We start from the raw sequence: 13,445 nt of genomic DNA, 5'->3' as shown, positions 1-13,445 counted from the left end.
TCCTTATTTCTACACAAATGTTTAGGCGGATCAGCTTATCTTGGAGTGTTTTATGAATGCTGCCTCGGTAAGATAGACATTCAGCTCACAGATGTCTTTTACGTAATCCCCGATCCTCTCAAGATGCTTTGCGACAAATAAAAGATGCGCCGCACCGGTTGTTGCAGCCGGATTGTCGATCATCATCTCAAGCAGTTCGTTGAAGACGCGCTTATAGCTGGCATCTATCTCTTTATCGCGCTTGATAACTTCACGAGAGGTGTGAGCATCTTCCGATGTAAAGGCATCTAGAGCGGTCCGAAGCATGTCCGCTGCCGTTCGGGCCATTATCGGAAAGTCAACATAATTCTTTATTTGCGGCTCGGTATTCAAGATCAATGCTGCCTCAGCGATGCTGCTGGCATGGTCGGCGATCCGCTCAAGGATAGGTGTGATCTTTGCGACGGAGATCACAAAGCGAAGATCGTGCGCAGCCGGTTGCTGAAGCGCAAGTATCTCTATGCTAAGACGATCGATCTCAAGCTCCATCTGATCGATTATCTTGTCTTCATCGAGCACTTTACGTGCAAGTTCGCTGTCTCGTTCCACCAACGCCTGCATCGCGCGGTTAACCGCGGCTTCGGTAGCACCGCCAAGAAGCAGGATCTTATCGCGGAGCAGGTCAAGCTGTTGGTCAATTATTCTGTGTTCCATTCTTTAAAGCGCGGTATCAACCGTAAAATCTTTTAATTATATCACAACAAAAACTAACCGAATCGCCCGGTTATATAATCCTCGGTAAGTTTTTCATCCGGATTCGTAAACATCTTTTGAGTCGGGTTGTATTCAATAAGTTTGCCGAGCATAAAGAACGCCGTTCTGTCAGAGACCCGGCCTGCTTGCTGCATATTGTGCGTAACGATAACGATCGTATAATTCTTCTTTAGCTCGACCACCAACTCTTCGATCTTCTGAGTGGCGATCGGGTCAAGAGCTGAGGCCGGTTCATCCATCAGGATTACTTCGGGTTGAACGGCAAGTGCCCTGGCGATACACAGCCGCTGCTGCTGCCCGCCGGAAAGCCCAAAGGCAGAACTATTCAATCTATCTTTAACCTCTTCCCAAAGAGCGGCATCACGAAGTGCTTTCTCAACACGCTCGTTAAGGTCTGTTCTGCTTGTGTGTATCCCGTTGATCCTAATTCCGTAAGCAACATTCTCAAAGATCGACTTGGGAAATGGGTTCGATTTCTGAAAGACCATCCCGACCTTTCTGCGAAGGGCGACGACGTCGGTCCCGGGAGCATAGATATCCCTGCCATCGATCTCAACCTTTCCTTTGACCGACGCGATCGGGATCGTGTCGTTCATTCGATTAAGTGTTCGCAGGAAGGTTGATTTACCGCAACCAGAAGGACCGATAAAAGCTATAACCTCGCGCTCAGGTATTTCCAACGAGATGCCATAAAGGGCCTGCTCGCTGCCGTAGAAAAAATCTAACCCGGATATTTTGATCTTTGTTGTCATCAGCATCTGCCCAAAAGAGCCCTAAAGCCACGCGACGGCTAATGTCTCTTCCTCGTTAAGATCCTCACAATGATATTTATGACCAGGATCAGACCGACGAGCAGCAGTGTCGCAGCCCAAGCCATCGCATGCTCCACCTCGAACCAAGATCGAAGCATCGAAATTTACTGAGGTGGGTTACGTTGGACGCGATGTGGAAAGCATGATCCGTGAACTTACCGATGTCTCGGTGGATATGACCAAGCAGGCCGCCTATGAGCAGGTTAGCGACCGGGCAAAGCAAAATGCAGAAGAATCGATATTGGATATACTTTTACCCCCTGCATCACTTCATTATGGATCTGAGACTGAAAGTGATTCCGAATCATCCGCAAACAGAACGCGAGAAAAACTTCGTCAGCAACTTCGATCCGGGGATCTGGACGAACGTTTGATCGAAATAGATACGCAGGATCGCGGCCCCGCAACCATCGATTTTATCGGTGGGCAGGGAATGGAGGAGATGGGCGTGAACCTTCGTGATATGTTCGGCAATATTTTTCCTTCAAAGACAGTAAGACGAAAGATGCGAGTAGCCGAAGCTCTGGAATATCTGGTGCGAGATGAGCAAGAAAGACTCGTCGATATGGAACAGATAACACGTCAGGCAATAGAAAAGGTCCAGAATTCCGGTATCATTTTTCTTGATGAGATAGACAAGATCGCCGGAAGGGAAACCGGCACGGGCCCCGAGGTTTCGCGTGAAGGTGTTCAGCGCGATCTGTTGCCGATCGTTGAAGGGACGAATGTAAACACTCGATACGGAATGGTTAGCACCGAGCATATTCTGTTTATCGCTGCCGGAGCCTTCCACGTTTCAAAACCTTCAGATCTTATCCCTGAACTACAAGGCCGTTTTCCCATCCGGGTTGAGCTTGAGCCTTTAACACTGGACGACCTTAAGCGCATACTAACGCAGCCAAAGAATTCCTTGATTAAACAGTATCAGGCACTTTTAAGCACCGAGGGGATCGAGCTCGAGTTTACTGACGATGCGATCACACGTATTGCTGAATTCACTGTAGAGATGAATCGATCTACTGAGAATATAGGAGCCCGGAGGCTTCATACTCTGCTTGAGAAGTTACTTGACGAGGTGAGCTACCTTGGTAGTGAATTACCGGAAAAAAGGCAAGTGATCGATGCCGAGTATGTTGAAAAGAAACTCGGCGATTTGGTAGAGGACAGAGATCTGCGTCAGTACATACTTTAGGAATTAAGCACCGGTGCATTGGCTCTGCATATGGTAATGGTGGAATCAATGATCTATCTTTTTAAGCACTCTTATTTTAAGCTGCTGATGCTATCTGCGGCGCTTATGCTCTCGAGCGGATTCCAGTGTGGCAAAAGGACACCTCCCCAGCCACCAAAAGAGAGAGTTGAACAGCGTGCTGAATTAAGCGCTTTTCAACGAGGTAATACCATCATACTTTCGTGGAAAATGCCTGCCAGAAATGCAGATCCCGGCAGCCTTCTTTATATAGAAAGGGCTGAGATCTATCGGCTTGCGGAGCCACTTTCTGCAGCTCCGCGGATCACTGAAGATGAATTTGCCAGTCGATCTGTGGTAATTGGTTCCCAGCGATTTGAAGAGAATGATTTTGGTCTGAAAACCATGACCTATCGTGATACGCTGCAGTTTGCCGGTCAACCGGTAAGACTACGCTATGCGATCCGTTTTGTTAACGCATCCGGCCAGCGAGCTGCCTTTTCTAACGTTGTTGTACTAGAACCTGCACCGAGCATTGCTTCAGCCCCGACGTCTCTTTCATATGAAGTATCGCAAGAAGAGATTCGCTTGACTTGGAGTGCTCCGACCGAGAATGTTGACGGCTCACAACCGCTGAACCTCATCGGATATAATATTTATCGTTCGGAGTCCGAAGCAGTCGCAGGACGACTGCTGAATCGTGACCCTATAACTGATCAAGAATATTCAGATCAATTTTTTGAGTTTGGAAAGAAGTATTTCTATTTTGTTCGAGCCGTTTCCACCGGTGCCGAGGGGCGCGCCGTCGAAAGCACCGAATCTAACTTGATCGAGGTTTCACCGGTTGACACATTCCCTCCTTCCCCGCCCTCGTCAATCACAATCGCAGCCTCGCCGACCTCGATCTCTATCTTTTTCCCGGCAAATCCTGAGAAAGACATCGCAGGCTACAGTATTTATCGTTCTGAAGACCGAGATACACCGATCGAGGAATGGCAGCTTCTGATGCCAGATTTGACGCCTAAAACAACCTTTGTTGACGAAAATGTTGTATCTGGCAGAACATATTTTTATTACATAACAGCAACGGACACATTCAAGAACGTCAGTAAACCAAGCGAGATCGTGAGTGAAACTGTCCCGTAAAAATTTTGGCAAATTCCCTTCTGAGCAGCGTCTAAGTAAATAGAGAAAAGGCCCGCTGCATGCCGGCAACGGACCTATCATCTCTTAGTTCAGTTAACTCTATCTTGGATCAAGAGCCTTGCGCCGACAAGATCCTCAAAAGTGTCCCTGTTCGTCGTTTTTCCCACTCATACTTTCCGAGCCGGATTTCTTCGATGGGCGACCAAACAGGCCGGAGAACGAATACGAACTCCTTAGGTTTTCAAAACGCGTTCAGTGATAAAAAGATAGCCCGAATTAGATAAAAAGTCAAGATTTTTTTCATTTTTTTAGCACTCATTCCGTAACAGTGCCAGAACATACTGTGTATAATAGGCTTAACGCTACAAGTTATTGTGTTTGATATTATCGAATGTTGATTTCGAATGACTCTCGGATTACTCTGAGTATTAATGCAGCAAGAAATACACGCTAATTTTATTCCATCAAAAATAATTTGCGTTGGACGGAACTACTCCGAACACGCCGCCGAGCTCGGAAATGAGGTCCCCAAAGAACCATTGATCTTTCTAAAGGCACCATCATCGTTGATCTTTAACGGCGACACTATTTTAATTCCGCAACAGTCACATCAGGTCGAACACGAAGCGGAGTTAGCGGTAATTATTGGCAATGATTGCAAAGACATAAAGGACAATGAAGATCCGTTTCAATTTGTGCACGGATTTACTTGCCTTAATGACGTAACAGCTCGTGATATACAGCGACATGACGTTCAGTTCACACGAGGGAAATCTTTTGATACCTTCTGCCCGATCGGACCGTGGATAGAAACAGAATTAGATGTCAGTGATATTAGAATTTGCTGCTCAGTCAACGGTGAGATAAAACAGGACGGACGTACTTCACAAATGGTCTTCCCTGTAGATTTTTTGATACGATACATCTCACGACAAATGACCCTCCAAAAGGGAGACATAATAGCGACAGGAACACCTGCCGGAGTTTCAAAACTCGAACCGGGCGATGTCTGCGAAATAGAGATCGAAGGTATTGGAAAACTCACTAACTACGTAATGTAATCAGTATATCCGGACGATCGACGGAAAATCACCGGAATCATTAAACTTATGAAATTTTTTATCGATACGGCAAATTTGGATGAAATAAAGGAAGCTAATGAACTCGGAATGATCGATGGTGTTACAACGAACCCATCATTGATCGCAAAAGAAGGCGACGTTGATTTCAAGGAACACATCGCAAAAATATGCTCTCTTGTCAAGGGTGATGTTTCAGCCGAAGTTACCGCCCTCGATACCGCCGGCATGCTCGAGCAAGGTCGCGAGCTGGCCAAGATCGCACCAAATGTAGTTGTAAAGTGTCCCCTAACATTAGACGGCTTAAAGGCAACTCGGATCCTTACCGACGAGGGTACTGGCGTCAACGTAACACTTTGCTTCAATGCAGCTCAGGCGATCCTGGCGGCAAAAGCTGGAGCCAAGTACATATCGCCATTTATAGGCAGACTTGACGATATCGCAACCAATGGGATGCAGCTTATCGCTGACATCGTTCAGATCTACGAGAATTACGACTTTGATACACAGGTTCTTGCAGCCTCGATACGTCATCCTATGCATATTGTGGATTCTGCTTTGGTCGGTGCCGACGTGGCAACGATCCCATTTAAGGTGATCCAACAATTGGTCAAACATCCCCTGACAGACAAAGGACTTGACGCATTTCTTGCGGACTGGAAGAAAAGCGGACGAGAGTAGGGCTTTCCTGTAAAACCACATCACGTATTAAATGAAAAAGGGGTAGCTGTAATAGCCTCCCCTTTTAAACCTGGTCGCATGCACTCTATTTCAGCGTCCTCTTTAATTCCTCATGCAGCGCGACAGCCTCGATATCTTGTTGTATCGCCGCCTGATAACGAGCCCTGAAGTCGTCATCTACATCGCTCATTTCCACCAATCCCCTAGCCTTTTCAATGTACGCATCGATCATCTCTGCTGTGTATCCGTCGTCTAATTCAAACATCTCGTCAATTTCAACGATCAACATAGAAAACCGTCTTAACCAAGCAAGATCTGGACTTTCCAAAAGTAAACCAAGGAATCTTCCTGGGTTAATAGGCCCATTAATGCTTTCATATATGCGCTTCTCGTGATCGACAAGGACCTTGTGAAGACGCAGCATTAAATTCCTTGCCGCTTTAAGCACTTCTAAATTCTGCATAAAGAAATTCTACACCGCTTTTGTAATTTCACTTAGCCTGCTAATCTTCTATTATTAGCAGGCTAATTATATTTAGTTAGCCTGCTAATATATTACAGTTTGCAGGCTAACTATTGGCTTAAGTTAGCTAGTAGGAATCTATATATTCGCAATGAAATTTCATTCAACCGTCAGCCACCTTCTGGCTCGGGTAGCTACGGCACACAAGAACTATCTTGAACGCAGCCTCACCAATATTGGCCTCCACAGCGGTCAGGTCTTTGTCCTCATCGAATTATGGAAACGGGACGGACGCAGGCAAGTAGATCTGGCAAATGCCTTGAACGTCTCACCTCCGACGATCAACAAAACATTGAGCGGCCTCATCGATTCAGGCTTAGTCTCATGCTCGCGGGTCGAAGACGATTCGCGCTCTATGCGAGTCTTCCTGACAGACGCCGGACAGGAGATACGCTCCGCAGTCGAGACGGAGTGGCACGAAATAGAAGAGCAGCTGCTTTCCGAGCTAACTGATGCGGAACGAATGATCCTTGCGGAGATCTTGGGAAAACTTAAGACATTTTATTTCGGCACAAATGACGAATAAGGACCGGCGCATCCAAGTGGTGACATTTAAAATTAGAATTGGGTGATGTAGAATTCGCCTTATTTCCGATAAGGAGGGAAGAAATGAAGATACTTCTCGCAACTGATGGATCAAAACAGAGTGAAGCCGCAATTGACGCTTTAAAGACCTTTCGCTTTAAGGAAGGCGACGAAATAAAGATCGTCTCAGTAGTTGATATGGCCGTCCCGATGGCGATCGATATCTACGGAGGCTACCTTCCCGATACTACTGAAATGGAAAAAACTGCCCGTGAGCACGCGGCCAGGATACTTGAAGAAACCTGCGCTCGCCTTGAAGGCATTTGCGGATCCAAGAATGTGACGTTTACGAGTGAAGTACTGTTCGGGACCCCCGAAAGTAGGATCGTTGAGACCGCCGAACAAATGGAAGCCGATATGATAGTCGTTGGGTCACACGGCTACAGCCGCTGGGAGCGACTGCTGCTCGGCTCCGTTTCTGACTCTGTAGTAAATCACGCACCATGCTCAGTACTTGTTGTTAGGTCTCCAAAGGTTGACCAATGACCCCGGGCGACATAATAACCGTCTGCGCGCGGAGCAATGACGGCTCCTTAAAGAAAAGCTGGAATTGTCGTGTTCTCAACTTTGAAGGCAATACTTTAACCTTAGAAGGTACATTTAATGTATCACTTGAACATCCAAGACTTGGACGGATCGAGCTGAACACAAAGTCCATCGAACACTTTTGGTTAGATCGATGGTACAGTATTTTTATTTTTTTCAACCCTGATGGTAAGTTAAGGAATTTTTACTGCAATTTGAATTTACCACCAAGCCTCAATTATGGTTCACTCGATTACATCGATCTGGACATAGATATTGTGGTCTGGCCGAATGGGAGCGTAGAGGTGCTCGATAGTGAAGAATTCGAGCTAAATGCACAGAAGTTTGGTTACGATGAAATTATTCGATCGGGTGTTGCTATGGCCCTGGATGAGATCCTTGAAAAGGTAAGAGACCGTGAGTTTCCATTTGATCTCATAGAATCATAAAGGTGTTGCTGTCCCCAATAGCTGATCCGCCCGATCATTACGCTAACGCCTCCCGAGTCCGCATCCTCGTTCATAGGTTTTGGAGAAGTTTTTGCATACGACTGGAAATAACCAGTGCTTAGAATTCTAGACTGGTGGCTGAATTCTCAGGACGTACCGGCCGATCGCAACACTAACACCAGGTTTTAGAGGCACTCGCTGATCTGCCGGTAGTTCGTAGTTTTGGATCATCGCGGGATTACGCCCCTCATTTACCACCCAATGATTTCCTTTTCCATCCGCCAAGATAACCAAATGCCGTCGGCTTATTTCAGGATCTCCCGAGAGAGTTATGTCAACCGGACGCGAACGTGAGCCTCGCCCGATAACCGTCTCGGCACTGAAGATCGGAACAATGTTCTGCCTTACACCATTTAGCCAGATCTCAAGCTTGAAAAGCTCCCTCGCACGCGGTCGAACGCTCGTCATTGTCTCACCGTCTTCCGGCGGTAGGGGAATAGCCTGTTGAATCCCACCGGTTCCGGAGGTTCTAGAAGGTTCACGACTCAATGGGTGCTGTGTAAACTCAGGTGTTTTCAATGATGGCGGAGAGGATCTTTGGGGCACATGGTTCGCTGCCGATGAAGGAGGCACATATGGAGTCGGACGGGCAGAGGTTTCCCATCCCGGATTATTCGTCGGGCTCCCCGAGCTCCCACCTTTGGCCTTTGGCCGCGCCAGCACCCCAGTTTTGCCCGATGAGGAGTCTTCCCAAGAATGTTGAACCCGGACATCACCTTTGCTAAGCGTTCCGTCCACTCTAAGCTCTATCACAAATGACCGAGTTTCAAGCTTCTTTTTCCCGGCGATCTCTTTTGCCCGTTCGGCCAGAATATGATAAAGCCCCTGTTCGAGTCCTCGCCGCTTTACGCCCTGCCATTCTTTGTCGTCTTCGGAGGCCAAAAAGATAGTATATTCAGTTGGGATTATCGCAGTTCCTTGCGGCAGCGGCAGCAGCTCTTTCTGCATTACGGATTCGACGGCTCGAGCTATCTTTACGATGAATTCCTCCGCCTCGCTTCGTGGCTTTACCTGGGCATCGCGCGCCGCTTGCTCAAGCACAAGCTCTGCTGACTCGCCGTCTATCCATCGTCTTACTTTTTCAAGAACACTCACTATCTTCTCCTTCGATCAAATACTCGGATTAGGCTCAAAGCCCCCACAGCGGAGGCAGAAACATCGGATTATTCAGAAACAAGATATCTGCTGTGAAGCCAACCCCTCGTAGTCGTAAGAGGAGGCTCCACCGCCCTTCCCTGTTCTACAACATCCACCTGATACCAATCCCCTTCCTTTCTTACAACTTTAACACGTGAATTACGTGTAACAACCCCGAGCGGGGCATTGTTAGCCGTCGGACCCGGGCGAAGATTTATATCAGTCGTAGCCCGCGCCATTTCAGCAGCAAACGGATTTGATATAGATGGCAAAACACCGGAATTACGCAAAAATACAGATGTGCCGAACAAAGCAGCCACCAAAGCGACGGCCAACACTGAGCGTGTAGCCAATCTACGAAAACTTGCGTTTTGTGTAGGCTTCTTTGAACTATCGCTTTCAATTTCAGATGGAAGGTTCCGCTCAGTGCCGTCCGATACAGTATTCGGCCAATAGGTTTCCACACGTTCCGTCGGGAGTCTTAATTGTGGCAACTCATTGGCTATGGGCTCTGCCAGCCGTTCCGGTCGTCCATCGATCAATGGATGTCGTTTTCGAAGGTTCTTCGTAGTGTCAAACTTCGCCTCGCGTGGTGCAAGCGGACTGTATCCCTTTGCGATCTGCGGTTGCGGTATCGAATGAAGTTTTGAACGCACCGTGGTTGCGGTCTCATACTCAGCAGCGATCTTTCTGAGATCCTGCAGATCCGACCAAAACTCGTCAATAGAGGAATGCCTTTTTCCTGGGTCGTCGGACGTGGCCTTAAGTATCACCCTTTTGAACTCATCCGCCCATTCTTCGTTCCGACATGAAAGCGGCAACTCTGTGATCGGCTGATTAGCGTAAAAACGCGGTGATTCACCAGTAAGTATCGTGTAAAAACTCTTTGCCAACGAATAAATATCGGATGCCGGTGAAAGCGATCGTATCGGTTCCGTGCCGGCAGTCCCGATCGCAAGCGGGCTGTGCTCCGGAGGGGCATAAATGTTAGTTCCAACGCGTGTTATAGGCGCATCACTTTGAAAGACACGTGCGACACCAAAATCCGCGATCTTAACGACATCTTTGTCCTGCGATAGCAAAAGATTCTGGGGTTTGATATCGCGATGGATTATCCCATTCTGATGTGCATGCCGCAATCCGGCACAGACTTGTTCTATATATCTTAACGCAGCTTTTAACGAAAGTTGGTTCTCACGCGAGTGTTTCTGAAGGTCGCCGCCGGACATAAATTCAAGAACGAGATAATGAAAAGTGATTCCTTCCAGATCTCTTGCGGTTCCGTGCCCAAGTCGACTAATGATGTTTGGGTGCCTTACTCTGTCGAGGGCAATCGCCTCGTTCTGAAAATTTTCTACAAGTGTTCGCTCAAGGTCTGCGTCAAGGTCGTCCTGTAAGAATACGTTGAGGGCCTTGATCACCACAGTGCGATGGGGTGAGCCCTCGTAAGCAAGATTATCCCTCGCAAGAAATATCTCGGCGTAACTTCCCCGTCCGAGAATCTTTACGATGTCGTATCTTTTGTCCAGCCTGCAATTTTCAAGTGAAAGTTCGCTCATCGCCAACCGGGCCGGAAGAATAGCCTTTTGCTTAGAATACGATATCACAGTCCCAAAGTTCGCATCCTTGTGGATAATTGATCCTGGGCTAGGTCCAACTATTCAGATAATCTAATAGCCCCCATAAATTATTCAAAATAAAGATTTATTTTTTTCTTAAAACCTTGATTTCCTGTCTTTACGGATTTGCCTTTTAAATTAACTTGGTTTACATTTCGAAAACGGTGTGTTTTGTGCGGCCCCAAAACCGTGCGGAACATGTCGGAGAAGGGTAGGGATGACGGTGTGGGAGACGTGATTTCGGCCCTTCTCGTGCTTTAAATGCAGGAAAATTGATCACTCATTCGCACCAGCAAACTGACTAATCCCAAGCTAACGAATCCGATCAGTTAAAGTATCGTTTTGCCAAGGGCCGACAATATAAGTTCGCAGGCCAGCTCAACTGTTATGTTCGACTGATCCAGAAGAGGGTTGACCTCCACTATCTCGAAAGATCTCATTCGCTCATCTTCCGCGATCGCCTCCAAAGCAAGATGAGCCTCACGATAGGTGGCCCCGCCGCGAACAAGAGTTCCAGAGCCAGGAGCAAATCGTGGGTCGATCATATCCACATCGAATGTTACAGCGAATCCACCAGGTGCTTTTGAGGCTATCGCGATCGCATCTTCCACACAGGCAAGCATTCCGCGCCTGTCAATATCGCTCATAGTAAAGAACTGGTCACGAAGTCCCATTTCATGAACAGTCCTACGTTCCCCCTTATCCAGATCGCGAGCGCCGATATGTGCCAAAAACCGGGGATTCAACTTTGGTGAAAACCCGCCGATGTCCGTAAGCTCCGAATCACCTTTACCAAGCAATATAGCGAGAGGCATACCGTGGATGTTTCCTGTTAGCGATGTGGCCGGAGTGTTGATGTCGGCGTGGGCATCAAACCAGATCAATCCGACCTCTTCATTTCTATCGTGGTAAAAAGATGAGACTCCTGAGAATGTCCCTATCGCAATACTGTGATCACCACCAAGAATGATCGGGATAGTCTCATTCTCGAGCGTTGTTTTAACGACCGTTGCTATGTTATTGCAAGAGGCCGTCATTTCTGCAAGATACTTTGGATTATCGCTCGCATCGGCAACATAAGTCGGATTAGATATCTCAACATTCCCCAGATCAGCTACCTCGTATCCAAGGTCAGCAATGTGCTCGATAAGTGTTTTCTCACGTACTCGCGAGATGCGCATCGCATTGACGCCAAGCTGACTTCCCTGTTTCCCGGCGCCAAAGCCCAGCGGTATGCCGATAATTCCAACTTTCTTCCCTGTTCCCGGTACTTCCTGAAAACCCATAATAAACTCTATAAAGACTCCCCAAACCTATTCGCGATCAGCGATGAGATCGCATCAAACGCCTCCTGCTCATCCGAACCATCAGCAGACAAGATCAGCTCCGTTCCATCACTGGCCGAGAGTGTTAAGACATTTAGGATAGATTTCGCATCGGCCGAATAGCCATTATCCTGTCTGGTTAGTTTGATCTTGCTTTCAAATCGCCCGGCAAGACGAACAAGCTGAGCTGCCGCCCGTGCGTGCAGTCCCAGTCGATTTACGATCCTTACGGCTCCCTCGATCATCCTTTGCCCGATTTCTGCGGTTCAAGCAATGAGCCCGTCCTATAGATGGACTGCTTGCCTTGTTCCTCCACCGCCTGAGCAAGTTCTGATAGAGACATTTCCTTGCTCTGTGACGCGACCTTTATCACCATGGGAAGATTTACACCAGTGACAAGTTCGACGTGTCCGTCTTCAATGAACATCGCGGAGATATTTGTCGGCGTACCGCCAAACATATCGGTCAATATTATGACGCCGTTACCCTGAGAGACCTGATCGATCGCACGTTCTATTTCATCTTTTGCGATCTCGACATCATCGTGCCAACCTATGGAAACTGCCGCGATATGATTAAGTTCACCAACCACCGTTTCAGCCGCCGCAAGCAACTCATTCGCTACTTGACCATGAGAAACGATCACTGCCCCTACTTTATTCATGCTTTATTCGGCTATTTTCGCATATCGCGATGAGTAACAGAAATCTCGTATTCCACAGTACCTAATCTCTTGGCAAGCTCATTCGCGACCATAACCGAACGATGGCGACCGCCAGTACAGCCGATGCCGATCGACAGGTAACTCTTGCCCTCGGCACGATAGAATGGAAGTAAATATCGCAGGAGATCCTCAAATCTACGGATCGTTTCATTAACCTCTGAAAAGCGTTCGAGGAATTCCCGGATAGGAGCATCTTCTCCGGTAAGATCACGAAGTGAAGGCTCGAAATATGGATTAGGCAGATGACGCACGTCAAACATCAGATCAAGATCGAGTGGATTTCCGAACTTGTGACCAAAGCTCACAAACTGCACACGAAGCGGGGAAATTGAGCCCGAATCTCCAAAACGAGCGAGGATCATTCTTCGGAGCGTGTGTACCGTATGGTCGGATGTATCGATTATGAGGTCCGCAAGATCGCGAATTGCTGACATCTCTTCGCGTTCATGACGAATAGCCGCCAAAAGGCCTATTCCGCCATCGGCAGGGTGCGGCCTTCGGGTTTCTGAAAACCTCCGCTGAAGTATCGCATCGGATGCTTCAAAGAAAAGAACGGTAGGATTCAATTTCCTCTTTTTGAGCTTTGCAAGCTCGGCCGGAAACTCAGCAAGAAAATGACGCTCTCGGATATTTATGACAAGCGCGGCTCGCTCGATGGCAGGCGCCCCTTCATCACCCGGCATGAGAAGTTTCGCGAATGTAGGGAGGATAGTAAGTGGGAGATTATCTACACAGAAATACCCTAGGTCCTCAAACGCATTGGTCGCTGAGCTTACACCCGACCCGCTGAGTCCCGTAATAATGATCAATTTTGGTGCCGACGTTTCCATTGATGTTA

Annotated in this window: 16 protein-coding genes; 7 read left to right on the top strand and 9 right to left on the bottom strand. The window is 47.7% G+C overall.

Annotation, left to right across the window (positions count from 1 at the left end; genetic code table 11):
• Positions 1–30: 30 nt before the first annotated feature.
• Together phoU and pstB are read right to left on the bottom strand one after the other, a co-directional pair.
• Complete coding sequence (gene phoU / locus JVX88_RS02140; RefSeq protein WP_211625310.1) at positions 31–693, bottom strand: phosphate signaling complex protein PhoU; 663 nt, start codon at positions 691–693, stop codon at positions 31–33.
• A gap of 53 nt (positions 694–746) precedes the next feature.
• Positions 747–1,505 carry a phosphate ABC transporter ATP-binding protein PstB gene (gene pstB, locus JVX88_RS02135; protein ID WP_211625308.1) on the bottom strand — a complete coding sequence of 253 codons (759 nt, stop codon included), beginning with the start codon at positions 1,503–1,505 and terminating at the stop codon, positions 747–749.
• A gap of 106 nt (positions 1,506–1,611) precedes the next feature.
• Between pstB and hslU the strand changes: the two genes are divergently transcribed.
• The 4 genes from hslU to fsa all read left to right on the top strand — a co-directional run bounded on the left by hslU (position 1,612) and on the right by fsa (position 5,660).
• Positions 1,612–2,757 (top strand): ATP-dependent protease ATPase subunit HslU, encoded by a 1,146-nt coding sequence (gene hslU, locus JVX88_RS02130; protein WP_211625306.1) that lies wholly within the window; start codon positions 1,612–1,614, stop codon positions 2,755–2,757.
• Positions 2,758–2,985: 228 nt separating this feature from the next.
• Positions 2,986–3,900 (top strand): fibronectin type III domain-containing protein, encoded by a 915-nt coding sequence (locus tag JVX88_RS02125; protein ID WP_211625304.1) that lies wholly within the window; start codon positions 2,986–2,988, stop codon positions 3,898–3,900.
• A gap of 431 nt (positions 3,901–4,331) precedes the next feature.
• On the top strand, positions 4,332–4,961 hold the full coding sequence (locus JVX88_RS02120; protein ID WP_211625302.1) for a fumarylacetoacetate hydrolase family protein: 630 nt from the start codon (positions 4,332–4,334) through the stop codon (positions 4,959–4,961).
• 48 nt (positions 4,962–5,009) lie between these two features.
• Positions 5,010–5,660, top strand: a complete 651-nt coding sequence (gene fsa, locus JVX88_RS02115) for a fructose-6-phosphate aldolase (protein ID WP_211625300.1) — start codon at positions 5,010–5,012, stop codon at positions 5,658–5,660.
• A gap of 85 nt (positions 5,661–5,745) precedes the next feature.
• Here fsa and JVX88_RS02110 read toward each other — a convergent pair whose 3' ends face one another.
• Positions 5,746–6,123 carry a hypothetical protein gene (locus JVX88_RS02110; protein WP_211625298.1) on the bottom strand — a complete coding sequence of 126 codons (378 nt, stop codon included), beginning with the start codon at positions 6,121–6,123 and terminating at the stop codon, positions 5,746–5,748.
• A gap of 151 nt (positions 6,124–6,274) precedes the next feature.
• Between JVX88_RS02110 and JVX88_RS02105 the strand changes: the two genes are divergently transcribed.
• From JVX88_RS02105 to JVX88_RS02095, 3 genes are all read left to right on the top strand, one after another.
• Positions 6,275–6,709 (top strand): MarR family winged helix-turn-helix transcriptional regulator, encoded by a 435-nt coding sequence (locus JVX88_RS02105; RefSeq protein WP_211625295.1) that lies wholly within the window; start codon positions 6,275–6,277, stop codon positions 6,707–6,709.
• Between the two features lie 83 nt (positions 6,710–6,792).
• Positions 6,793–7,254, top strand: a complete 462-nt coding sequence (locus JVX88_RS02100; RefSeq protein ID WP_211625293.1) for a universal stress protein — start codon at positions 6,793–6,795, stop codon at positions 7,252–7,254.
• Positions 7,251–7,742, top strand: a complete 492-nt coding sequence (locus tag JVX88_RS02095; RefSeq protein ID WP_211625290.1) for a DUF402 domain-containing protein — start codon at positions 7,251–7,253, stop codon at positions 7,740–7,742. Before JVX88_RS02100 ends, JVX88_RS02095 begins: the two co-directional genes overlap by 4 nt.
• A gap of 126 nt (positions 7,743–7,868) precedes the next feature.
• Here the strand turns inward: JVX88_RS02095 and JVX88_RS02090 are convergent, their stop codons facing one another.
• The 6 genes from JVX88_RS02090 to rapZ all read right to left on the bottom strand — a co-directional run bounded on the left by JVX88_RS02090 (position 7,869) and on the right by rapZ (position 13,437).
• Positions 7,869–8,897: an FhaA domain-containing protein gene (locus tag JVX88_RS02090; protein ID WP_211625288.1), complete on the bottom strand. Its 1,029-nt coding sequence runs from the start codon at positions 8,895–8,897 to the stop codon at positions 7,869–7,871.
• A 68-nt stretch (positions 8,898–8,965) separates the two neighbouring features.
• Positions 8,966–10,498, bottom strand: coding sequence for a serine/threonine protein kinase (locus JVX88_RS02085; protein ID WP_211625286.1), 1,533 nt, complete (start codon positions 10,496–10,498; stop codon positions 8,966–8,968).
• 389 nt (positions 10,499–10,887) lie between these two features.
• A complete protein-coding gene (gene rocF / locus JVX88_RS02080; RefSeq protein ID WP_211625284.1) occupies positions 10,888–11,844 on the bottom strand; it encodes an arginase in 957 nt (318 codons plus the stop codon).
• Positions 11,845–11,852: 8 nt separating this feature from the next.
• Positions 11,853–12,128: an HPr family phosphocarrier protein gene (locus JVX88_RS02075; RefSeq protein WP_211625282.1), complete on the bottom strand. Its 276-nt coding sequence runs from the start codon at positions 12,126–12,128 to the stop codon at positions 11,853–11,855.
• On the bottom strand, positions 12,125–12,547 hold the full coding sequence (locus JVX88_RS02070) for a PTS sugar transporter subunit IIA (RefSeq protein ID WP_211625280.1): 423 nt from the start codon (positions 12,545–12,547) through the stop codon (positions 12,125–12,127). The genes JVX88_RS02075 and JVX88_RS02070 overlap by 4 nt, the downstream gene beginning before the upstream one ends.
• A gap of 11 nt (positions 12,548–12,558) precedes the next feature.
• Positions 12,559–13,437, bottom strand: coding sequence for an RNase adapter RapZ (rapZ, locus tag JVX88_RS02065; RefSeq protein WP_211625278.1), 879 nt, complete (start codon positions 13,435–13,437; stop codon positions 12,559–12,561).
• Positions 13,438–13,445: the final 8 nt, after the last annotated feature.

The sequence above is a fragment of the Leptolyngbya sp. 7M genome (genome assembly GCF_018128485.1).
This window is presented reverse-complemented; position numbering and strand designations above follow the sequence as displayed.

Bases quoted from the DNA above. Each gene is read 5' to 3' on its own strand.
- phoU (WP_211625310.1), bottom strand. From the start codon at position 693: ATGGAACACAGAATAATTGACCAACAGCTTGACCTGCTCCGCGATAAG.
- pstB (WP_211625308.1), bottom strand. From the start codon at position 1,505: ATGACAACAAAGATCAAAATATCCGGGTTAGATTTTTTCTACGGCAGC.
- JVX88_RS02125 (WP_211625304.1), top strand. From the start codon at position 2,986: ATGCCTGCCAGAAATGCAGATCCCGGCAGCCTTCTTTATATAGAAAGG.
- JVX88_RS02120 (WP_211625302.1), top strand. From the start codon at position 4,332: ATGCAGCAAGAAATACACGCTAATTTTATTCCATCAAAAATAATTTGC.
- fsa (WP_211625300.1), top strand. From the start codon at position 5,010: ATGAAATTTTTTATCGATACGGCAAATTTGGATGAAATAAAGGAAGCT.
- JVX88_RS02110 (WP_211625298.1), bottom strand. From the start codon at position 6,123: ATGCAGAATTTAGAAGTGCTTAAAGCGGCAAGGAATTTAATGCTGCGT.
- JVX88_RS02105 (WP_211625295.1), top strand. From the start codon at position 6,275: ATGAAATTTCATTCAACCGTCAGCCACCTTCTGGCTCGGGTAGCTACG.
- JVX88_RS02100 (WP_211625293.1), top strand. From the start codon at position 6,793: ATGAAGATACTTCTCGCAACTGATGGATCAAAACAGAGTGAAGCCGCA.
- JVX88_RS02095 (WP_211625290.1), top strand. From the start codon at position 7,251: ATGACCCCGGGCGACATAATAACCGTCTGCGCGCGGAGCAATGACGGC.
- JVX88_RS02085 (WP_211625286.1), bottom strand. From the start codon at position 10,498: ATGAGCGAACTTTCACTTGAAAATTGCAGGCTGGACAAAAGATACGAC.
- rocF (WP_211625284.1), bottom strand. From the start codon at position 11,844: ATGGGTTTTCAGGAAGTACCGGGAACAGGGAAGAAAGTTGGAATTATC.
- JVX88_RS02075 (WP_211625282.1), bottom strand. From the start codon at position 12,128: ATGATCGAGGGAGCCGTAAGGATCGTAAATCGACTGGGACTGCACGCA.
- JVX88_RS02070 (WP_211625280.1), bottom strand. From the start codon at position 12,547: ATGAATAAAGTAGGGGCAGTGATCGTTTCTCATGGTCAAGTAGCGAAT.
- rapZ (WP_211625278.1), bottom strand. From the start codon at position 13,437: ATGGAAACGTCGGCACCAAAATTGATCATTATTACGGGACTCAGCGGG.